We start from the raw sequence: 20,795 nt of genomic DNA on the forward strand, positions 1-20,795 counted from the left end.
CCGCTAGGCTAACTGTCCCCCTAAGTGCGTCGCCCCTCTGCACCTTCAAAAAAAGCGGCGGCCAAGCAGCGACCGCCTCCCTCTGTTTATTCTCCTTCCTTACTGGTGACTGCGCAAAGCCGGCGTGGCATCCGTGAGCCCGCGCAGCCGCCAGACCGGCTATTGCGTCAATCCGCGCGATAGTACGCCTGCGAGGCAAAACCGCCCTGGCCGCCGCCAAGGATCAGGCGGTCTTGGGTCATGTCCGAGTCGTCGGCAGTTTGGCCCAGGCTCGGCAATTGCACGCCCTTGGGGACGATGCTCAAGGGGCTCGGTGCGCTCATTGAATGAGGATCGAAGTAGCCCAACGCCCCTTGGATGTAGCCCTGCGTGACCGGACCGCCAGAAATGACTTCTGGATAGCCATTCTGGTCGGCTCCGGCAAGCGCGACCCCCTTGCTCTGAGCAAGGTTCATTGACGCCGGGGCGGTCACGATTTTGCTCGTCACGGTGAGGGTCTTGTCGTCGGTGCGGTTGCGCCACACCCCGGCCAAACTACTGTAATCGCCCGCCGCGATCTGATCGACATTCAGCCCTTGGTACTGCTTCATCTGCGCATCGCTCACGTTCTCAGCGAAGACGGTGGTGTAAGAATTATTCGACGTCCAAAGCTGGACGATGTTCTGCCGGTTCTGGGCATCGCCGGTAATTGTTTTGAACGCCGCGGTGGTGCCCACGGGGTAATACGTGACCGACCAGTTGATCGCGACGCTGTCATCTTTCAGCAGGGCGGTCAGGACCCCGGCTTTTTGCTGATACTTCAGGGCGTAGCTTCCGGTAGCGTCGGTCAGCGAAGCGCCGTCCACCTTGACGTCGCCAAAAGTCAGCGCACGCGGCGCCACTTTCATCGTGTCCGTGCCGCCAGCGATCAAGCCCGCCTGCGTGCCATTTTGAAAGTTGGCGGAGTACGCGATTTGGCGCCAATTACCCGTCAGACTGGCAAAGTTGCCCTTGGCGATCTGACCGAAATTCATCTTGCCCTGCCGACTGGTCGTGCTCGCCTGCTTTTGGTGAGAAGACTTTGCTACCGGCTTGCCTGGTTTCTTGCTGACCGATGCTTGCTTTGGCTTCCCCTGGGCCGCGTCTTGAGCCGGCTGATCGCGACTACCGCACCCCGCTAGCCCCAACAACGCTGCCAGTGAAAGAAGCGTGAATAACTGTTTTCTGCTCATATTGTTAAGATGGCCGCCGCCCCGCGCGCCATCCTTCTCCTCCTCTGCCTTAATACGACAAATATATCACTCTTATTTGGCAGCACCAGCCAGGATAAGCCTGCGCGGCCGCAGACCCGCCTGGCTGTAGGAAAGCGGGCATCACGCTAATTGGCGGTGCCGTGAAGCCCCGGGCGATGGTCTCGTACCTTCGCCAGGTGCGCGCCAATAACGCTGCCGGCGCGACCATCTGGGTGCTCCGGCCGGCCCGGGCTTAATCGCCGAGGGGGCAACAAAAATCACTCAAAATCCCAATTTCTCGAAATCAAGACACGACAAATTTGAAAATAGGCGCGGCCAGCGGAATAAAGCCAAGGGCCGCAAGCGTTTGCCGGCGGCCCTTAAATATGGCCGATTGAGGCAGAAGCGCCTAGACTCTTCTGCCCATCACTGAGCAAGTTAAACCCTATCATATTTGGTCAATCCGCCCCATTCCTTGGCCCCCAAGGGCTGCCAGATTTCACCGCGCCAATTCAAAAATTTGTCGTGTGTCAAATTCTGGAAATCGGCAAATTGCGGCAATTTTCTGCGGAAGCGTCGCCGCGCAACCGAAAATCAAAAAGGGCGACTCATGCGGCGAAGCCTGCGCAAATTCGCGGCCGCCGCACGCGTCGCCCAACTCCGCAATTCTCGTCACCGGCCGGGCCGTCGCCGTTCATCGGGGACTTCGCGTCGGCTCAGGGACCGGGCCAAGTACCGCCTGCCACCAGATGGCTGGCTTCATCGCGGCCGCCGCGACCCTCAGCCGCTCTGGCGGGCGTCTGCGACTGGCAGCCGACTTCGCTTTAAGTGGATCTGCGTCAGTGCTTGAAGATGTTCTGGTAGTGATACTGCAGCGCTTCGGCCTCAGGCGCCGCATGCCGCGGCAGTAACAGTCTGCGGTCCGCGTAAGGCACAAGCAGCCGCTCAAGGGCGGGGTCGTGCTGGATCGCCGGCGACAGCACCACCTTTTTCTCGTCTGGGGTGAAGGTCACAAGGCCCTGGTCAAAGGCCCGGTCCCACAGCGGCGATAGGCAGATCACATTGCCCGGGTCAAGGCGTTTGCGAGCGCTGTCCTTCCACGGGATGATGTGCGAAGCCACAAGCAGCGAGCGGGTGTTGATGCCAGTGACCGCACAGCGGTACGCATAGTTGGCCTTGACCCGCTCAGCTAGCACATTTTGGCCGATGCGGACCTTCATCGTGGCCGCGCGCTCGGTGAACAGGTACTCGCCTTCGAGAATCTGCTGGTACACGTGGCCACTTTCACTCAGCAACGCCACGTCATTGGGGACGTGCGCCTGCGCAAGGAGGTTCACGAAATCGCCGCGCTTGATCTCAGTCATGCCATACTGGTTAAAGAAACGTTGCCAGTCCGGCCGCACCCGGTCCTTGAATTCCCACTTAAAGTCCTGCAGGTCTGGATCCGCAAGCAAGTACGCGGGAAAAGGAAACGGGTGCTCGATTTGCGCGGTGACTCGCCCGTCTGGCAGCGGCGTGATTTGACCGATCTGACCGGCCCCAAACAGGTACCAGGAGTTGGTCTCGCTGGCGCTTTGCGGCCGCCGGTAAATAAACCAGTCCCCTTCCCGCACTTTGCCGAAGTGCCGGGGGTGCCACGAATAGGCGACAAAATCGCTGTCCGCGTAGTTATTGGCCGTGCCCTCGCCCTTCGTGTCGAGGATAAAGTACCGCGCGCCGGTCGCAAACTGAAACGACTCCGCGGCTTGACGCGGCTGGGCGACCGCCGGCTCGGCCATCTCCCGCATAAACTGATCAACACCGATCCCGTAGACCTGCAGCATCCGCACCAGAGTATCCAGCTTCACCAAGGCCATCCCGTTTTCGATACTGGACAACGCGTTGAGCGAGAGATTGACCTCGATGGCCGCCTGCTTGCGCGTCAGGCCGCGACTTTGCCGGAGCCGGTACAACTCACGGCCAAATTTGGCTGCTAACGGTTCCATTGCCTTCACCCCCAGTTTGATTACTTGCTTGTATTTTACCTGGAGATGCAAAGACGGAATACCAAGTGGACTTGGTATTCCGCCTCAATGGCTGTACCAGTTACAAGAAAAAATGTCATCAAGCCAAAACGAGCGCACAGGACGCTTATTGCTGATGGTGCAAAGCACGCCTCCCGCTTGATCGCAACGGCAAAGTTCCCGGCAGCCGTGGCAACAATCCTCGAACGCGTTTGACAATATACCCACCCGGGTATATGGTTAAACCATATCAAATACCCCCACCGGTATTAATCTCATTCTAGGAGGAACCCATGAAAAACATCACTGCTGCCACTTTGGCCGATCAGCTGGCCAACCACCCAACCATCATTGACGTTCGCGAAGACTTTGAATTTGCCACCGGTCATGTGCCCGGCGCCAAAAATATTCCGCTCAGCGAGCTTGCCGAGCGCTACCCAGAAGTCCCGGATGGCGCCTACATCATTTGCCAAACTGGCGGCCGCTCTGCTGGTGCGGCAGAGTTTCTTCAAGCCCACGGCACAGCCGTCATCAACGTGGCGGGCGGCACTTCAGCATGGCCAAAGCCACTGGAGGTGTAACGATGTTCGGATTCTCACCTGTTCACAGTATTACGCCGCAAGCACTGGCCCAGCAGCTCCGCGCCCCTGGCGCCCAGCTTCTTGACGTCCGCGAGCCGTCAGAATACCGCGCCGGGCATATTGCCGGGGCCAAGAATGTCCCGCTTGCGCGCATCGGCTCATATACCCCGCCGGCAAACGCGAAGCTCTACGTGATCTGCCGCTCAGGCGCGCGCTCCAAACGCGCGTACAAGCAGCTGCAAGCACGCGGACTGGACGTCACCAACGTCGCCGGTGGTATGCTAGCATGGCAAGGGAGGACGATATCATGAAGAAAAAATACGTGATTATCGGCGGCGTTGCCGGCGGCATGTCTGCGGCCACCCGCTTGCGGCGACTGCAAGAAGACGCCCAGATCATTGTGCTGGAAAAAGGACCGCACGTGTCGTTTGCCAACTGTGGGCTGCCCTACTATCTCGGCGGCGAGATCACCGAAAAGGGCGACCTGCTGGTGCAAACGCCGGCCAAGCTGAAGGCCCGCTTCAACCTCGACGTGCGCGAAAATAGCACCGCCACGGCGATCGATCCGGCGGGCAAAACCGTCACCGTCCAGACCGCGACCGGCACCTACACCGAAACCTACGACGCCTTGATCCTGGCGCCAGGCGCCAAGCCGGTCGTGCCGCCTTTGCCGGGGCTAAAGGAAGCGCCCAACGTCTTCACCCTGCGCAGCATCCCCGACATGGACCGCATCGACCAGTTCCTGCAGGCCAGTGAGGCGAAAACCGCGGTGGTGATTGGCGGTGGCGCCATTGGGCTAGAAATGACCGAAAGCCTGGTGACACGCGGCCTGACCGTCAGCCTGGTCGAAGCCGGTCCTCACGTCTTCCCCGCCCTTGATGAGGAAATGGCGGCGCCCCTTGAAGCGAGCCTGCGCCAGCACGGCGTGGCGTTGCACGTTAAAGACGCGGCGGCTCAAATTGAAGAAGGGACCGTCATCTTAAATTCTGGCGTCTCCCTGCCCGCCGACATGATCCTGTTGGCCGTGGGGGTCAAGCCGGACACCGCCCTGGCCCAAGCAGCTGGCATCAAGCTTGGCCCGACCGGTGGCATTGCCGTGGACGATCATTATCAAACCTCGCAGCCTGATATCTACGCGGTCGGCGACGCGATCGAGGTCATCAATCAGGTCTCGCATCAGCCGGCATTGATTTCACTGGCAAGTCCCGCCAACCGGCAGGGGCGGCAAGTGGCCGACGGGTTATCCGGTATCAAAACGAAGAACCGCGGCAGTCTGGGTACCGCTATCGCGCGCGTGTTCGCCCAAGCTGCCGCCGCCACCGGACTCAGTGAGGCCCAGGCGGAAAAGCTCGGGCTGAAGGTCAAGGTAGTGCACCTCTCCGGCAAGGACCATGCCGCGTACTACCCCGGCGCAAAGCCGCTTTGGCTCAAGGCCATTTTTGCCCCGGACACTGGCGCGCTCTATGGCGCGCAGGCCGTCGGTGAAAATGGGGTGGACAAACGCATCGACGTGCTGGCCACCGCCATCAAAGGAGGCCTGACGGTGTTCGATCTGCCCGAGCTCGAACTAACCTACGCCCCGCCGTTTGGGGTCGCCAAGGATCCCGTCAACATGCTGGGCTACGTTGCCTCAAACGTGGCGACCGGGCTTTCCCAGACCATCCAGTGGCACGAGCTCAAGAACGCACTGGCGGCGGGCAAGCAGCTGATCGATGTGCGCGAGCCAGCCGAATACGCGCAGGGACACTTTAAAGGCGCCCTCAACCTGCCGCTGGATCAGTTGCGCCAGCGGCTAGGCGAGCTCGACTTAAGCCAGGAATACATCGTCAGTTGTCAGACTGGGCTGCGGAGCTACCTGGCCGAGCGCCTGCTGCGTCAGCACGGCTTCCACGTTCAGAATTTGGACGGCGCAATTGGCCTGTATCAACAGGTGCGCCAGGAGCTGCTGGAAGGAGTAAAATCATGACCCTCCCCTACACGAAAGCAATGGCAAACCGGCTGAAGCGCGCCGATGGGCAGCTGCAAGGCACCATGCGCATGATGGCGAATAACGCCGAATGCCAAGACGTCGTGAGCCAGCTGACGGCCGTGCGCTCGAGCCTCGACAACCTGATCGGCCTGATCGTCGCCGAGAACCTGAAGGACTGCCTGCTGGCGGATGACGCAGGTGACCAAGAGGCCCGCATCAACCAGGCCGTTAAGATGATCATGCGCAAGTAACCCCCCGCCCCGGCGCCACTTGCCGAGCGGGATGGCCCCAAAGAACCGGGTATCATCGGACCAAGGCGCAAGCCGCCCTGGTCTTTTTTGCGTTATTTCCCCGCCCTTGCGGCGATTCAGTCCTAAGCCCGGCCCCAGGACCGCGAAGAACTGCTACACTGAAACCAGTTAATTCACTGGCAGAACGTGTTGGAGGCAGCCATGACCCAGACGATATTTATTGTTGAAGACGAACCCACCATCGCCGGCACGATCGCGGAATACCTGACCAAATGGGGTTATCAAACCGCCGTCGTGCGCGATTTTGCCCATGTTGACCGCGAAATCACCGAAAGCGCGCCGGACCTGGTGCTGATGGACATTCGCCTGCCGTTCTTCAACGGGTTTCACTGGCTGGAGGCGCTGCGGCGCACGTCCAAGGTGCCGGTGATCTTCCTGACCAGCGTCAGCGATGACATGAACCTGGTCATGGCGATGAACATGGGGGCGGATGACTTCCTCACCAAACCGATCGAGCTGCCGGTCCTGCTGGCCAAGATCCAGGGACTCCTGCGCCGCACCTACGAGTACCAGCAGGCCGACGGGGTATACCAGGCCGGGCCGTTCACGCTGGCCGCGCTGGATAACCGCGTGACCTTGGCTGCGCAAGGCGATGAGCCGGCGCAAAGTGTGGACCTCTCGCCGACCGAGACGCGCATCGTGCGCCTGCTATTTGAGACGCCCGGCGCGGTGGTGGCCCGCGAGACGATCATTCACAAGCTCTGGGAGAGCGACGCCTTCATCGACCAGAACACCCTGGCAGTCACAATGACGCGCCTGCGGCAAAAAGGCGCGGCGATCGGCCTGGACCGCGCCATCCAAACCGTGCGCGGCGCCGGCTACCGACTGGCGGTGAGCGCCAATGCGTAAACTTGCCGCCTACCTGCGCGCCCGCACCATCGTCTGGCTGGTCCTGCTCGTCGTGCTCATACTCGCCGCCGGTCTGACCTTCTTGGAAAACCTGCCGCAAGTGGCACTGCTCGACGGCGTGGTGATCGGCGCCGCGGTACTGGTGCCGCTGCTTGCGCTGGACGCCTGGCGCTGGTGCACCCAGCTGAGCCAGCTGCAGCACGTCCCCGCCGACGACCCGCTCGGCCACCTGCCCGCGGCCGCTGACGCAAAGGAAAGGCGCTACCAGCAGCTGATCACCGCGCAAAACCAGGCTCGCGCGGCGGCGCAGGCCAAAGCCGCGCGCCAGACGCAGTCGCTGAGTGATAATTTTGCCCTGTGGAGCCACCAGATGAAGACCCCGCTGGCGGCGCTGGACCTCCTGCTTCAGGTGCCGCCGGTCAAGATCGCGCCCGCCCGCACGGAGCTGAAGCGCATCGACCGGTACGTGCAGATGATGCTCACTTACATCAAGTTCAACGACGTCAACCGCGACCTGGTGCTGCAGCCCACACCGCTCACGCCGCTGGTCAACCAGGTGGTCCGCGACCTGGCCGATTTGTTCATTGAGAAAAACCTCGCCGTGAAGGTCGACCCCCTGCCCACCGTGGTGACGGACAGCCAGTGGCTCCGGTTTATTTTCGAACAGCTCCTGACCAACGCCGCCAAGTACACCGCAACCGGCGGCGTCCACGTTTACGCCAAGGGCGACGCGGTGGTGGTGGCCGACACCGGCATCGGCATCGCCGCCAGCGACCTGCCGCGCCTGTTTGAACCGGGCTTTTCCGGCTACAACGGGCGGATGAACCAGAAGGCCAGCGGGCTGGGCCTTTCCATGAGCCAGACCATTGCGGAGAAACTCGGCCTCAAGCTGAGCATCCAGTCGCAGGTCGGCCGCGGCACCCAAGTGTTCATCCACCTGGCGCAGCAGAGCTGGCCTAGCGAGTGACCTTGCACCACCAGCGTCGTTTGCGCTGGTGGTGTTTTCTGCCTTGCTTACACAAGCGTAAGGTTGCGGCCGCACTTCGTAAGTATTTTTCCCGCGCCTGGAGCCTTATGCTTGAAGCATCAAAGCGTGCGGCCGGTTTGCCGCAGGAGGAGTCACACATGCCCATTCTAGAACTCAAAAACGTCGCCAAAACTTACCATACCCGCTTCAACGCCAACGCCGTCCAGGCCCTGACCGACATCTCGCTATCCGTCGAAGCCGGTGAGTACGTCGCCATCATGGGCGAATCCGGGTCAGGGAAAAGCACCCTGCTCAACCTGATCGCCGCGCTGGACAAGCCGACTGCCGGCAGCATCGACCTGAACGGCACCGAGCTCAGCACGATCCCGGAAAGCCGCGCGGCGAAGTTTCGCCGCGAGCACCTCGGCTTTGTTTTCCAAGACTTCAACCTGCTGGACACCTTCAACGTCAAGGACAACATCCTTCTGCCGCTAGTGCTCAGCAAGACGCCGGTGCCGGCCATGGAAAAGCGGGTCTTAGCGCTGGCGCCCCAGCTGGGGCTGGCCGATAAGCTGACCAAGTTCCCGTACGAGCTCTCCGGCGGCCAGCAGCAGCGCGTCGCCGCCGCCCGCGCGCTGATCACCGATCCTGCGCTGCTCTTGGCGGACGAACCCACCGGCGCCCTGGACTCGCACACCGCCGACGAGCTGCTCACCCTGTTCGGCAAGCTGAACCAGGCGGGCCAGACCATCCTGATGGTCACCCACTCCGCTGTGGCCGCCAGCCACGCCCAGCGCGTGCTGTTCATCCGCGACGGACGGCTGTTCCACCAGCTGTACCGCGGCGACCTCAGCCAAGACGAGCTGCTGGTCAAGATCAGCGACACCATGACGGCGATGCTGGCCAAGCAAACCCCCACCCAGGCTGGCAAGACCGCCAGCGCTGACGCCGCCCACACGGGCAAGGAGGCCGACTAATGTTCTACTTTCGCTTAGCCGCCACCAACCTGCGCGCCCACAAGCGCATTTTTGTGCCGTTCCTACTCGCGATGACCCTGCTCGCCATCATGAACGTGATCATGCTGTCGGTGCACGCGGACGCCGGGGCGATTTTTGGCAATAACGGGGTCGGGGTGCAGGCCGCGGCCACCGAGATGTTCAAGTACGGGGCCATCGTCATGGTGATCCTCGGCGTGATCTTGGCCTGGTACGCTAACGGCTTCTTGCTCAAGCAACGGACCAAGCAGCTGGCCCTTTACAATGTGATCGGGTTCGGCAAGCGTGAGCTGCGGCTGATGGTCGAAGCTGAGCTGGCGCTTTGCGCCGCCATCAGCATCTCCCTGGGCGTGCTTCTTGGAATCGCCTTTTCCCGCCTGAGCTACCTGGTGCTCGGCAAGATGCTGGGCGTGCCGGGCCACGTGGCCTTTGGGCTTGACGCTGTGCCACTGCTTCAGGCCGCCGGCATTATCGCGCTGATCTACCTGCTGCTCGTGCTGCTAGACGCAAACTGGCTGCGCAAGCACCGGCCGCTGGAGATGCTGCGCGCGGCCAGCGCGGGCGAGCGCGAGCCGAAAACGCGCTGGCTGCTTTTGATCATCGGCCTGGTCGCGCTGAGTGCCGGGTACGCCGCCGCGATCGGGATCACCGACCCGCTGGGCGCTTTGCAGTGGTTCTTCATTGCCGTCGTCCTTGTGATCATTGGCACCTACGCCCTGTTCATCGCCGGCTCGGTGTTCATCTTCAAGCTGCTGCGCAAAAACAAGCGCTACTACTACCAGCCCGCGCACTTCATCAACGTCGCCAACATGATCCACCGCATGCGGCAAAACGGCGCGGGGCTGGCCTCCATCACCATCCTAGCGACCATGACGCTGGTGACGATCGCCACGACCATCACCTTGTACTGCGGCGTTCCGCAGATCGTCGCCGCCACGGACCCCGCTGATCTGTCCTACCTAAGAGCGACCAGCGCCGAGACGAAAAAAAGTGCGATCACCCCGGCGCAGAACCAGGCACAGGTGGCCGCCCTGGCCGCCAAGCACCACGTCAAGATCGTCAAGCGCACCGTGGCCACGATCAGTGCCAGCGTCCCGCTGCGGTTTGTCGGCAACCGGGTCCGCCTTGCCTCAGACCAGGACTACTCCGGCCTGTTTGGGCCGAAACCGGGCCTGATGAGCAGCGACCTGATGACGCTGGCCCACTATAACCAAATGACCGGCCGCCACCTGCAGCTCGTTAAAAACGAGATCCTTCTCGGCGGCACCCGGCCGCTGAAGCAGACCACCCTGCAGTTTGGCCGCGCCGAGCCGCTGCGCGTGCGCGGTACGGCCAAGATGGCCTACCAACCGAACGCCGCCGCCATGGGCAACGCGCTGCTCGTCTTCAAGGACGAAGCGGCCATGACGCACGCCGTCCGGGCCTTCGGCAGCAAGGTCGCGCACTTTGCGGCGGCCACCCTGGCGGCCCCGCAAACCACGGTCTACCTCCAATTGAAGGGCACCGATCAGCACCAGATTGCGCTGACCCACGCGATCGACCGCACCAAACTCGGCGCCATGAACGTCCGCGGGGCGGCCGACAACCGCCGGACCGTGCTCCACTGGATGAGCGCCTTCCTCTTCATGGGCATCCTGCTGGGCATCATGTTCATCCTCGCCACCGCGTTGATCCTTTACTACAAGCAGGTCTCGGAAGGGCTGGCCGACGCCAAGCGCTACCGGATCCTGCAGCAGGTCGGCCTGTCGGAGCGCGAGGTCAAACAGACCATCAACTCCCAGCTGCTCACGCTGTTTTACATTCCGCTGATCGTGGCGGGCGTGCACACCGCCATCGCCGCGCCGTTCATCCAGCGGGTGCTGACCCTGTTTCAAATCTTCAACTGGGGCCAGTTCGCCGGCATTGTCGCCGCCACCCTCGCCGTGTTCGCCGTACTGTACGTCATCATGTACAAGGCCACCGCGCAGGTGTACTTCAGGATCGTTAAATAAGGCCGCCGATTGAGTGAATCAGGCGACCAGTAACAACACCGGCAGCGCCCAAGACGCTGCCGGTGTTTTTGCATACGCCGACTGGTCTTTGCATCACGATTCAGAATGATTTTTCTGGGTGGGGGCCGCCTGGCCGGAAACGCCGAGTTAGAGTCAGAAAGGCCGATTTTCTCGCTCTTGGGCGCGAGGAAATCGGCCTTCCTGTTTAACAGAATCGGCCCTGTGCTCGCCGAAAATGGCGATAGCGTCTTTTGCACCTGAAACATCGTCGTCATCGCCCTTTTAAAGCGAATTTCGACGGCACCGCGCGAGCAGAAGCCTTAATAATTGACGGGCTGTGACCCCGCAAATTATAATAAGGCGTTCTTTTTGTTAAGGCCATTATCATTTTAGGAGGAGAAACTTATGAAGACGAAAACATTGATCCAGACCGACGGCATTTACGGGTTGGTCGCAGGCATCATCCTGCTCGTCGCGCCGTTCGTGATCACCGCCTCGGCGATTGGGGACGTCGCCAACGGCAATGCGAACAACACGTCCACTTGGGGCATCATTTTCCTGCTGCTGAAACTCGCCGCCCTGGCGCTGGGCATCTACACCCTGACCTACTACAAGGGCTCAGCCGAGGTGAAGCCGGCCGCGGGCGTGCTGCTGACGGTGGGCGGCGGCGTGGCGCTGATCCCCCTGCTGGGTTGGGTCGGCGGCATCGTGATCATCGTCGGCGGTGGCATCGCCCTGGCCAACCTCAAGAACTTTGGCTCCCCTGCGGCCAGCTGAACGCGGCTGAAGCGCGGGCTCTGAACACCAAATAACCCTCAACGTAGATAAAAACTGGTCAGGCCGCCTCCTCGGCGAGGTGCGCCTGACCAGTTTTCTTATACTTGGATTGTGGCTTTCACTACGCCAGGCCGGGCTTACCGGCGCCGGTGCCGGACTTCTTTCATGAACGCCTTCATCTGCTTCTTGCCGCCAAACATGCGATCGATTTTCGCATTCTCGCGGGCCTTGCCGCGCAGGTCGTTGTTTTGTGCCTGCTCCAGCTTGAGCCGCTGGTAGCTGGCCAGCCGTTCGGCCGCCAGTTCTCCGCTGGCCACCGCAGCCTGAACCGCGCAGCCCGGCTCATGCTGGTGCGTGCAGTCGGAGAACCGGCAGTGCTGAGCCAGCGCCTGGATGTCCGCAAACGTGGCGTCCACGTCCGCCTCAAGCAGCCCGAGCTCCCTCATCCCCGGCGTGTCAATGACGACACTGCCGTTCGAAAGCGGCATCAGCTGCCGCGCCGTGGTGGTGTGGCGGCCGTGGGCGTCGCTTTCGCGCACGGCCTGGGTGACCAGCGTGCCGCCGCCCAGCAGGTGGTTGATCAAAGTCGACTTGCCGACCCCCGATGAGCCCAGAAAGGCGTAGGTCAGCCCCGGCCGCATGAACGCCTCGAGCGCGTCCAGGCCGGCTGTTTGCGTTGCGTCGCACACCAGCACCGGCGCCACGCCCGCCACGCCCGCGACGGCCTCAAGCTGGCCGGCCAGAGCCGGTGCCTGGTCGGCCTTGGTCAGCACAATCGCGGCCTGCGCGCCAGACGAGGCGGCAACGGCCAAGTAACGCTCCAGTCGGCGCAGGTTGAAGTTGGCGTCCAGTGCCATGCACAGCAGAAGCCAGTCGACGTTAGCCGCGACCAGTTGCGCATCGCTGCGCCGGCCCGCAACCTTGCGCAGAAAAACCGAGTGGCGGTCGTTCAGGCGCTCGATCATCGCGGCATCCGCCGGGTGATCCGGCAGCCTGACCTGGACCCAGTCGCCGACTGTCGGAAAATCCTCCGGCCCCATCGCCAAGTTGGCGAGCCGCCCGGCGACTTGGGCGCGGTACTGGCCTGTTTTTGCAACGATGGTGTACTGCTGATGACTCGTTTCAATGACGCGCGCCAGGCTCAGCCCTGCTGCCAGGGCCTGCTCAGCGTGCGCGCCGTAATCTTTAAAATTCAGTGTTCCGTCCTGCTATATAAAATGTGGAAGAATGTCTAATGACACTAGTAAAGGATTATATTTTTCCTTTCGTAGTTGTACATTCATGATTTTACTTGGTCCCGTCAACGCCAGTATTCTTACGTCGGTATGCACCTCGCAACATTGACTGGCTCTTGAACCTTCAGGACATAGCCTGCCCCTGAGCATATTGAATCAAATTCTGGACGGCATTCTCATCGCGCTCAAGTTGAGCGCCACAGCCGTAACAATGAAACTCGTGATGTTTGGTGCCGTGAAGGGCGTTACCTGCCAGCGTCAGTTTGTCATCACCGGTCTTCACCATGCCGCAACGACTACACCGCTGTGTGCTCGGATAGAACCTATCGACCATCACTAACTGACGCCCGTACCATGGTGCCTTGTCTTTCATCAGCACTTTGAAGCGACCGAACAACGAGCGGTGTAAGTTCTTCGCTAGTCGTTTATTCATCTTCATATGCAAGGCATCCAGGTCTTCAATGGCAATGGTGCCATTAAGTCGCACCAACATGGTCGTCAGCTTCTGCACGAAGTCGCCTTGAATCCTCGTCACCTTCTGGTAGGTCCGCTGCAACTTGGTTTTCGCTGCGCGGTAATTGTTAGAACGGAAGTGATTTGGATTTGCCTGACGCTTGCGGGCAAGCCGGCGCTGATACAGCGATACCCGACTGTACAAACCGGTGAGCTGCTCGGTCAGGCCGCGAATGTAAGCCATTGACGCACCGTTGTTATAAACGAATTTGCCAATGTTGGCATCAACGCCACAAATCCGTTCATTTTCAGGCAACGGTTCTGGTGGCGTGACATCAATGCTTAGACAAGCGTAGTAGCCATCCGCTTCCTTGACGATCGAAGTCAGCTTAAGCGCACCTGGCCAGCGCGGCGTTTCGGCCAAGCGGATGTCGTACCACCGATCACGATAACGACGCGGCTTATCCAGCCGCAGCTTGCCATTCACGATAGCTGCTCGATCAGTCTTAAAACTGCATCGACTGCGCTTTTTCGATTTGAACCGCGGCTTGCGATGGTCTGGCATCTTGGAATTAAAGAAATTCGCCCATGCCAAGGCCAAGTCATGGACGGCCAGTTGCAAGATCCGTGCTGAACGGGCATATTGCCAGTCCGCCTTGTTGGCGACCAATTCGTCACGGACCTTTCGTTCATTGGGCCGTGCCGTCTTATCCGCCAGCACCACTGACGCGCCATACATCTCATTCCACGTGGCGAGGGCTTGATTGTAACAATAGCGGCGGTAATCGCATGCCTGCGCTAATGCGCGGCGCATGGTCGCATTTGGGTAACAACGAATCTTGTGCGTTCTCAACATGCTTTCACCTCCATTTCACCTATGAAAATCATAGCAAATGAAGATGAAATCGCATTGTCAAGACAAGATGAAAGTCGTTATCCCGGCTCCATGCATCAGTCAGTAACTTTTCACGAGTTTATCATCTTGGCACACTAGTCATTCTGCCTTCCACTTGATTACTGCAGTTTGACAAAGTGTGACAAATGAACACATTGTGGGACTTTATTGGTTACTGTTAAGTATCTCCATGATCGTGGAAGACTATGCTTTGTAGTCCTCCGGTGACGTGACGGCACCCACTACAATGCTCAACATCGCGCACATCCTTTCTTATTGCGGCTGCTTGGCCGCATGCGGTTATTGTATCAGAATTCAAGGGGTGGCGGAAAGCGCATTCGCAGTGTCACCCCGACCAGCAGACTAAGCCAACTGGTGACCACAATCATCATTCTGGCAACAAGCGGCCTGCCGCTTGACATCCCTTCCTCTCGCTTAATCAGTCCACGAAAGATCACTTCACCCAAATAAGCGGATCTGGCAATGAGCCGCTTGCGGCGGCTGCGTGTCCTCGTTCAGTTACGGACAAACTGATTACAGCATAATTAATCCCTGCCCGGATCAAATTGAACCCTTATAGGTCACCCTTTGACTTTTTTGATTGCATTTTGTTCAGCTCAGCGTGTGCCCGTCTTAAATAGATTAGGCTACGACCGCTAATCTTTTCCTGCTGCTTTCTTTCCTTCACGGGAATTTCGTCCGTGGGTGCTTCATGGAGCATTGTTGTATCGTGTTCTAGTCTCTCAATCATCAACAGCACGTTTTTATCTGTTTGTTCGATCGCGCCTTGGCGATCCTCAAAATCAGGGACCGTACTCAAAATTGTCAATAGCCGCGCCATCAAACCTAGCGTATCCGTCCGGGCATCGCTGAAAACAAGGGAGGTTGCGCTCATCAGTCCGCCACTCGCCAGCCCAATTGCACCACCGCCAGTTGCTAATAATGCTGCCCCACCAGCCATTCCCAATCCGCCAGTTGCCAATGACCCACCACCAAATGCCGCCAGACTCGCATTGGTAAGGGCCACTCCCGACAGACCCGCAAAAGAACTACCGAGCATGGCCGTCGCAATGACCGGTGCGAATAGGTATGCAGTCCCCGCCGTCGCTACCGTTAATCCTGCCGTGACTGCAGCGCCAACTGCCACCGTCTTCCCGCGGTTATTAAGAATATGACGTTCACGTTCATACGTCTTAATCAGCCGTTCATAATTCACCGGGATCCGAGCCTCTAACTGCGGAATGAACTCCGCGGTCAACCATTTAGTCGAATAATGCAGTCCACGATATTTCTTGACGTTTTCTTTGGAGAACGGGACGTAGCCCTTAAAGTCATGAGCTTCCATCAACAAGGCATACAGCCAGGTGGGACTTGAACTCTGATGCCACTCCTCTTGAAAGTCGTCAAGCAACGCCTCAGCCGAAGCAGTCAAAGTCATCCGAGCGGCGATGGCATTGTGCCATGTCTGATACCACTCCTGCTTGAGCGGCAATTGCTTAGTCTGGTTTGTCGTTAGAATATCTGCCTGAATTAGCTGGGCTTCTAGGGACAAAAGCAGCTCCTGCTGCCGTGCGCTCAATGAGGCCTGGGCCAGAATAGGCACTTGGATGTACGGACGGTGAATGACCGAAACGTGTTCTTGATACTTGGTATACATTTCCTGAATATCTTGATGAAGGTACTCGTAATCGCGCACAACGGCTACCGCAAAGCGGCCTAAACCGACAATATTTACCTTCGCAATAAAGGTCTTAACTGATGTTTGCTTCCCAAATCTAGTCGCAATGGCTGCCTGCCCAATATCAACGGCAGAAAAGACGCCGGTAGCGACAACTAACATCCGGCTGATCGCACGATTGTTAAACGGCAAGAAGGTCTGCGGATTGATCTGCATTAAATCTTTCATTTCACTTACCGGCAACTCTTTGATTATTGTTAGCAATCGGCGAACCGAATAAGCCACTCGCACTAAGACTTCATTCAGTACGACCGGTCCTGCCTGCTTTAACAGTAACTTGGTCGTCCCCATTTCTGTGCGCAAATCAAAGCGAATTGGCCTACCGTCACTGTCCTTAAAAGCCGTGCCATTAAACAGCTTTGATAACCAAACTGTGAAAGCTTTCGTTTCTGCATTGTCATGCTTGCGAAGATTGACAAAAAATGGCAACGCCGACAATTCTTTGAGGCTTGCTAAAATTGGTCCAGGGATGCCTGTGCCCTTTCCTGCATTATTGCTTGATCCATCAAAATCACTAATTAGGTGCAGAAACCAATGCAAAGTCCCCAGCGATATTTTCTGGACAAAGTCCTGACCGACGAAACCTTCCGCCGGATCGATCCGCTCACCAAAAGCGTTGCCATCAGTGTCAGTGCCGTAAACAACGCCTGTAAACTGAGCAAGTATCGAGAAGAACAGCCCCACCAGGGTGGGATGGTGGGTGAAATCACGCAAATGATGCTGCAGACCTCCGCCCATCGCAGCTGTCGCCTTATCTCCTGGCATCTTGTATCGTTCCAAGAACCGAATGGCCTTTGTCAGATCATCACCGTGAAATCCTAGCCGCTGGGCAAATTTCATCACAATTTTGTTTGCATCATCCGTACCAACCTGATGGGCCATGGAAAGCGAGAAATCCTTAGTCCAAAAGATATCGAGAATACTGCTAAGTAAGCCGCAGGCGGCCGCCAGCTCATAATCTAAGCGATCAGCCTTAGTCGTCTTTGAATCAAAGTCAGCGCGAACTGTTTCTGATTCACCAAGTAACCGCTCTACAGGATTCGGTTCAAACTGATACGAGGTTGAATACTGTTGGCCGTCTAAATCAAGTAATGGTGGGGCGATCTGTTCTGCTTTCTTGAGCCTAGTCTGCCGCACGTCATCAGGTTTCATAGTCAGTATCCCCTTCTCCCGTTTTAACCATTAACTCAGCGTAGATAAGTGTGCTTATACCAAGTGTACTGCACACAAACAATATTCCTACCGAGAAAATTATTCACGCGTTGCCATTCCCCAATTTCAAAACTCTGAGTCTAATTTCTACTGGCTTCAAGCCCCACAAAAAAACGCTGCAGCATCGCAGCGTTTTGCAAAGTTCAACCTTTTCTGTTCGAGGTCAACGGCCAAGCTACTTCCACCCCAGTGCCGGCGCAATGTCGGTCATGATGGTCTTGAGGATGTGCACGTTGTACGCCACCCCCAGGGTTGACGGCACGGTGATCAGCACCGTGTCGGCCTCCTTGATGGCCTCGTCTTCGGCCAGCTCCTTGACCAGCTGGTCGGGCTCGCCGACGAACATTTTGCCGAAAATGGTCGGGTTTTGGTGGTAAGCCAGGTAGCCCACCTCGTCTTGCGTCTGCGTGCCAGCCGCGAAGTACTGGCGGTCCAGGTCGCTGACGATCGGCATGATCGAGCGGGTGACCAGCGTGCGCGGCGCAAAGTCGTGGCCGGCCTTTTGCCAGGCAGCCTTGAAGGCCCGCAGCTGCTTGGCCTGCTGGATGTGAAACGGCTCGTTAGACTCGTAGTTCACCAGCGTTGAGGACATCAGGTTCATTCCGTGCTCGGCGGCCCAGACCGCCGTGGCCTGGCTGCCGGCGCCCCACCAGACGCGCCGGTGCAACGTCGGGGAAAACGGCTCGAGCCGCCGCAGGCCCGGCTCCTGCGGAAACATCGGCTGTGCGTTCGGTTCGGCGAAGCGCTCGCCCTTGAGCAGCTCCAGGAACTTGAGTGCCCGGGCGCGCGCAATGTTTTTGATCTCCTCTTCAGTGTAGTCGTAACCGAAGTACCGCCAGCCGTCTTGGACCTGCTCCGGCGACCCCCGCCCGACGCCGAGCTGGACGCGATTCTGCGACAGGACGTCCGTGGCCATGACGTTTTCGGCCATCATGAATGGGTTCTCGTAGCGCATGTCCACCAGCCCGGTGCCGATCTCGATCTTTGACGTCTTCGCCGCGATGGCGGCCATCAGCGGATACGGGGTGCCGATCTGGTCGGCGAAGTGGTGCACGCGAAACCACGCCCCATCAATGCCGATCTTCTCCGCCGCGACTGCCAGTTGCACCGATTCCTGATAGCTCTGCGCGGCCGTGGTGACCAGCGAATTATTTTTCTGCCAGAAGCCGAAGCTCAAAAAGCCGATATTCTTCATTTTGCTCGCCTCTTTTGGTTTGATCGATACAGGCAATATAGCTCATTGGCTTACTAATTACAAGTGATTTGTTATTTATCTTGGGCAAAACGGGCAGGCCGCCTTTGCGCAGCCTGCCCGTCCGAAATTCAGTTTCACTTTAGCCGGTGCTGCCGTTGCCTAGTCCTGCGGCGCCACCATGCTCAGCGCAATGCGCTCGCGCTGCAGGTCGACCGAGACGATCCAGACGTCCACGATGTCCCCAACCGAAACGACCGTGTTGGGGTCGCGCACGAACTTAGCGCCCATCCGCGACAGGTGCACCAGGCCGTCGTGCTTCACGCCAATGTCGACAAACGCCCCGAAGTCGACCACGTTGCGCACGGTGCCTTGGAACTTCATCCCCGGCTGGAGGTCTTCCATGGTCAGCACGTCCTGGCGCAAAAGCGGCGCCGGCATGTTATCGCGCAGGTCGCGGCCCGGGTGCGTCAGGCTGGCGACGATGTCCTTCACGGTCGCCATGCCCACGGCCCCGGTCGCAAACTGGGCCAGGTCGAGCTGCGCCAACTTGGTCGCTGCGGCCGGCTCGCCGAGCTGACTGGCGGCCACGCCCGCCGCTTTCAGCAGGGCTTTGGCCACCGGGTAACTTTCCGGGTGAATGTCGGTGTTGTCCAGGGGCTGCTTGCCGCCGATGATGCGCAGGAAGCCTACCGCCTGCTCGTAAGCCTTGGGGCCCAAGCGCGGGACCTTCTTCAGCTGCGGCCGACTAGTGTACGGCCCGTTCTCGTCGCGGTACGCCACGATGTTCTGCGCGATGGTCTTGGACAGACCAGAGATCCGCGCCAGCAGCTGGTAGCTGGCAGTGTTCAGGTTCACCCCGACCTGGTTAACGGCGCGCTCGACCACGGCGTCGACCTCGCTGGCCATGGCCTTGGCCGGCAGGTCGTGCTGGTACTGGCCGACCCCGATGGCCTCCGGGTCGATTTTCACCAGCTCCGCCAAGGGATCCTGCAGGCGGCGGGCGATGCTGATGGCGCTGCGCTGCTCGACGTGCAGGTCGGGGAACTCGTCGCGCGCCTCCTGGCTGGCGGAGTATACGGACGCCCCGGCCTCGCTGACGATCACGTAGAAGATCTTCCGCGGGAGCTGCTTGATGGTCGCGGCCACGAACTGCTCGGACTCGCGGCTGGCGGTGCCATTACCGATGGCGATCATGGTCACCTGGTACCGCTCGAGCAAGGCCGTCAGCTCACCGGCCGCGGCCTGGCGCTGGCGCGGGGAGGCGGGCTTGTGCGGATAGATCACCGCAGTGGCCAGCAGCTTGCCGCTGGGATCCACCACCGCAAGCTTGCAGCCGGTGCGGTAGGCCGGGTCAAACCCGAGCACGACCTTGCCCTTGATTGGCGCCTGCATCAGCAGGTGGTAAAGATTCTGGCCGAAGACCTTGACCGACTGCGCCTCAGCGGCCTCCGTCAGGCTGCCGCGCACCTCGCGCTCAATGGCCGGGCAGATGAACCGCTTGTACGCATCCGCGTAGGCGTCCTCGATGAATGCCGTGGCGGGGCTTTCCGGCCGGTCGCCGATCAGTTTGAAGTGAAAAAAGTGCATGACGGCGCTGGCATCGATGGTCACCTTGACCGTCAGGATCTTCTCCTTTTCGCCGCGGTTCAAGGCCAGCGTGCGGGTGGCGGACATGCCTTTGAACCGGTCGGTAAAATCGTAGAACTGCTGGTAGACGCCTTTTTCGTCGAGTGCCTTACCCTTCGCCTTAACGGTGGCCACGATCTTGCCGGTGCGCTGCGTGTAGCCGCGGACCCAGTTGCGGACCGAGGCCATTTCACTGAAGCGCTCCGCCAGGATCTCATGCGCCCCGTCCAAGACGGCCTGCGTGCTGGGCAGGTCCTTGGCCGAATTCACGAACTGTTTGGCGCGCTTGGTCAAGGGACCGGTGGGAAAAGTCAGGAGCCACCGCGCAAACGGCTCAAGGCCGCGCGCTTTGGCGATGGTCGCCTTGGTCTGGCGCTTCTGCTTGTAAGGCAGATAAAGGTCCTCGACGTCCTGCAGCTTGGCCGCCGCTTGGATCTGCTGCGAGAGCTTGGGCGTCAGCTTGCCGGCCTCCTCGATGGCCTTGATCACGGCCGCCTTGCGGTCCTGGAGGGCCTCGGCGCGGTGGTACGCCTCCTCGATGGCCTGGATCTGCACTTCGTCAAGGCTGCCGGTGGCCTCCTTGCGGTACCGCGCGATGAACGGCACGGTGTTGCCGTCCGCCATCAGGTTCAGCACCGCCGTCACCTGGTGGTCGGTGATCCCGGTCAGGTCCTTTTGCATCAATTGAACAGTTTGCTTTTCGATCAAGTCTTCATCCCTCACAGTTGTTGTCCGCCCGCTTGCACGGTGTGCCTCCATCATACAAGCCGCCTCCACTTTAGACAAC

The 20,795-nt window shown here is 59.3% G+C and carries 16 protein-coding genes; 9 read left to right on the forward strand and 7 right to left on the reverse strand.

Annotation, left to right across the window (positions count from 1 at the left end; genetic code table 11):
• Positions 1 to 167: 167 nt before the first annotated feature.
• Positions 168 to 1,211 carry a DUF6287 domain-containing protein gene (locus EKM85_RS08470; RefSeq protein WP_125585912.1) on the reverse strand — a complete coding sequence of 348 codons (1,044 nt, stop codon included), beginning with the start codon at positions 1,209 to 1,211 and terminating at the stop codon, positions 168 to 170.
• A gap of 839 nt (positions 1,212 to 2,050) precedes the next feature.
• Entirely contained in the window at positions 2,051 to 3,196 is a 1,146-nt protein-coding gene (locus EKM85_RS08475; protein WP_125585914.1) for an HNH endonuclease, read from the reverse strand.
• Between the two features lie 311 nt (positions 3,197 to 3,507).
• Between EKM85_RS08475 and EKM85_RS08480 the strand changes: the two genes are divergently transcribed.
• The 9 genes from EKM85_RS08480 to EKM85_RS08520 all read left to right on the forward strand — a co-directional run bounded on the left by EKM85_RS08480 (position 3,508) and on the right by EKM85_RS08520 (position 11,654).
• Positions 3,508 to 3,795: a rhodanese-like domain-containing protein gene (locus EKM85_RS08480; RefSeq protein WP_125585916.1), complete on the forward strand. Its 288-nt coding sequence runs from the start codon at positions 3,508 to 3,510 to the stop codon at positions 3,793 to 3,795.
• Positions 3,796 to 3,797: 2 nt separating this feature from the next.
• Positions 3,798 to 4,106 carry a rhodanese-like domain-containing protein gene (locus EKM85_RS08485; protein ID WP_125585918.1) on the forward strand — a complete coding sequence of 103 codons (309 nt, stop codon included), beginning with the start codon at positions 3,798 to 3,800 and terminating at the stop codon, positions 4,104 to 4,106.
• Positions 4,103 to 5,761, forward strand: coding sequence for an FAD-dependent oxidoreductase (locus EKM85_RS08490; protein ID WP_125585920.1), 1,659 nt, complete (start codon positions 4,103 to 4,105; stop codon positions 5,759 to 5,761). The genes EKM85_RS08485 and EKM85_RS08490 overlap by 4 nt, the downstream gene beginning before the upstream one ends.
• Positions 5,758 to 6,015 carry a metal-sensitive transcriptional regulator gene (locus EKM85_RS08495; protein ID WP_125585922.1) on the forward strand — a complete coding sequence of 86 codons (258 nt, stop codon included), beginning with the start codon at positions 5,758 to 5,760 and terminating at the stop codon, positions 6,013 to 6,015. The genes EKM85_RS08490 and EKM85_RS08495 overlap by 4 nt, the downstream gene beginning before the upstream one ends.
• A gap of 201 nt (positions 6,016 to 6,216) precedes the next feature.
• Positions 6,217 to 6,924, forward strand: a complete 708-nt coding sequence (locus EKM85_RS08500) for a response regulator transcription factor (RefSeq protein ID WP_125585924.1) — start codon at positions 6,217 to 6,219, stop codon at positions 6,922 to 6,924.
• The gene (locus EKM85_RS08505; protein WP_125585926.1) at positions 6,917 to 7,891 is read left to right on the forward strand and encodes a sensor histidine kinase; all 975 of its coding nucleotides are present in this window, start codon (positions 6,917 to 6,919) and stop codon (positions 7,889 to 7,891) included. The genes EKM85_RS08500 and EKM85_RS08505 overlap by 8 nt, the downstream gene beginning before the upstream one ends.
• 158 nt (positions 7,892 to 8,049) lie before the next feature.
• Positions 8,050 to 8,868, forward strand: coding sequence for an ABC transporter ATP-binding protein (locus EKM85_RS08510; protein ID WP_125585928.1), 819 nt, complete (start codon positions 8,050 to 8,052; stop codon positions 8,866 to 8,868).
• Positions 8,868 to 10,877: an FtsX-like permease family protein gene (locus tag EKM85_RS08515; RefSeq protein ID WP_125585930.1), complete on the forward strand. Its 2,010-nt coding sequence runs from the start codon at positions 8,868 to 8,870 to the stop codon at positions 10,875 to 10,877. The genes EKM85_RS08510 and EKM85_RS08515 overlap by 1 nt, the downstream gene beginning before the upstream one ends.
• Before the next feature lie 405 nt (positions 10,878 to 11,282).
• Entirely contained in the window at positions 11,283 to 11,654 is a 372-nt protein-coding gene (locus EKM85_RS08520) for a hypothetical protein (RefSeq protein ID WP_125585932.1), read from the forward strand.
• Positions 11,655 to 11,791: 137 nt separating this feature from the next.
• Here EKM85_RS08520 and rsgA read toward each other — a convergent pair whose 3' ends face one another.
• The 5 genes from rsgA to EKM85_RS08545 all read right to left on the reverse strand — a co-directional run bounded on the left by rsgA (position 11,792) and on the right by EKM85_RS08545 (position 20,716).
• Positions 11,792 to 12,694, reverse strand: coding sequence for a ribosome small subunit-dependent GTPase A (rsgA, locus tag EKM85_RS08525; protein ID WP_225418965.1), 903 nt, complete (start codon positions 12,692 to 12,694; stop codon positions 11,792 to 11,794).
• Between the two features lie 319 nt (positions 12,695 to 13,013).
• Positions 13,014 to 14,198 carry an RNA-guided endonuclease InsQ/TnpB family protein gene (locus tag EKM85_RS08530; protein WP_125585936.1) on the reverse strand — a complete coding sequence of 395 codons (1,185 nt, stop codon included), beginning with the start codon at positions 14,196 to 14,198 and terminating at the stop codon, positions 13,014 to 13,016.
• A gap of 613 nt (positions 14,199 to 14,811) precedes the next feature.
• Positions 14,812 to 17,127, reverse strand: a complete 2,316-nt coding sequence (locus tag EKM85_RS08535) for a hypothetical protein (protein ID WP_125585938.1) — start codon at positions 17,125 to 17,127, stop codon at positions 14,812 to 14,814.
• A 235-nt stretch (positions 17,128 to 17,362) separates the two neighbouring features.
• Positions 17,363 to 18,382, reverse strand: coding sequence for an LLM class flavin-dependent oxidoreductase (locus EKM85_RS08540; protein ID WP_125585940.1), 1,020 nt, complete (start codon positions 18,380 to 18,382; stop codon positions 17,363 to 17,365).
• Between the two features lie 159 nt (positions 18,383 to 18,541).
• Complete coding sequence (locus EKM85_RS08545; protein WP_125585956.1) at positions 18,542 to 20,716, reverse strand: Tex family protein; 2,175 nt, start codon at positions 20,714 to 20,716, stop codon at positions 18,542 to 18,544.
• Between the last annotated feature and the right edge of the window lie 79 nt (positions 20,717 to 20,795).

The organism is Lacticaseibacillus jixianensis (genome assembly GCF_003946485.1).
Lineage (GTDB): Bacteria > Bacillota > Bacilli > Lactobacillales > Lactobacillaceae > Lacticaseibacillus > Lacticaseibacillus jixianensis.

Coding starts and splice junctions, on each gene's coding strand:
- EKM85_RS08510 (WP_125585928.1), top strand. CDS start 8,050: ATGCCCATTCTAGAACTCAAAAACGTCGCCAAAACTTACCATACCCGC.
- EKM85_RS08480 (WP_125585916.1), top strand. CDS start 3,508: ATGAAAAACATCACTGCTGCCACTTTGGCCGATCAGCTGGCCAACCAC.
- EKM85_RS08540 (WP_125585940.1), bottom strand. CDS start 18,382: ATGAAGAATATCGGCTTTTTGAGCTTCGGCTTCTGGCAGAAAAATAAT.
- EKM85_RS08475 (WP_125585914.1), bottom strand. CDS start 3,196: ATGGAACCGTTAGCAGCCAAATTTGGCCGTGAGTTGTACCGGCTCCGG.
- EKM85_RS08495 (WP_125585922.1), top strand. CDS start 5,758: ATGACCCTCCCCTACACGAAAGCAATGGCAAACCGGCTGAAGCGCGCC.
- EKM85_RS08485 (WP_125585918.1), top strand. CDS start 3,798: ATGTTCGGATTCTCACCTGTTCACAGTATTACGCCGCAAGCACTGGCC.
- EKM85_RS08520 (WP_125585932.1), top strand. CDS start 11,283: ATGAAGACGAAAACATTGATCCAGACCGACGGCATTTACGGGTTGGTC.
- EKM85_RS08500 (WP_125585924.1), top strand. CDS start 6,217: ATGACCCAGACGATATTTATTGTTGAAGACGAACCCACCATCGCCGGC.
- EKM85_RS08490 (WP_125585920.1), top strand. CDS start 4,103: ATGAAGAAAAAATACGTGATTATCGGCGGCGTTGCCGGCGGCATGTCT.
- EKM85_RS08530 (WP_125585936.1), bottom strand. CDS start 14,198: ATGTTGAGAACGCACAAGATTCGTTGTTACCCAAATGCGACCATGCGC.
- EKM85_RS08470 (WP_125585912.1), bottom strand. CDS start 1,211: ATGAGCAGAAAACAGTTATTCACGCTTCTTTCACTGGCAGCGTTGTTG.
- EKM85_RS08505 (WP_125585926.1), top strand. CDS start 6,917: ATGCGTAAACTTGCCGCCTACCTGCGCGCCCGCACCATCGTCTGGCTG.
- EKM85_RS08515 (WP_125585930.1), top strand. CDS start 8,868: ATGTTCTACTTTCGCTTAGCCGCCACCAACCTGCGCGCCCACAAGCGC.
- EKM85_RS08535 (WP_125585938.1), bottom strand. CDS start 17,127: ATGAAACCTGATGACGTGCGGCAGACTAGGCTCAAGAAAGCAGAACAG.
- rsgA (WP_225418965.1), bottom strand. CDS start 12,694: ATGGGGCCGGAGGATTTTCCGACAGTCGGCGACTGGGTCCAGGTCAGG.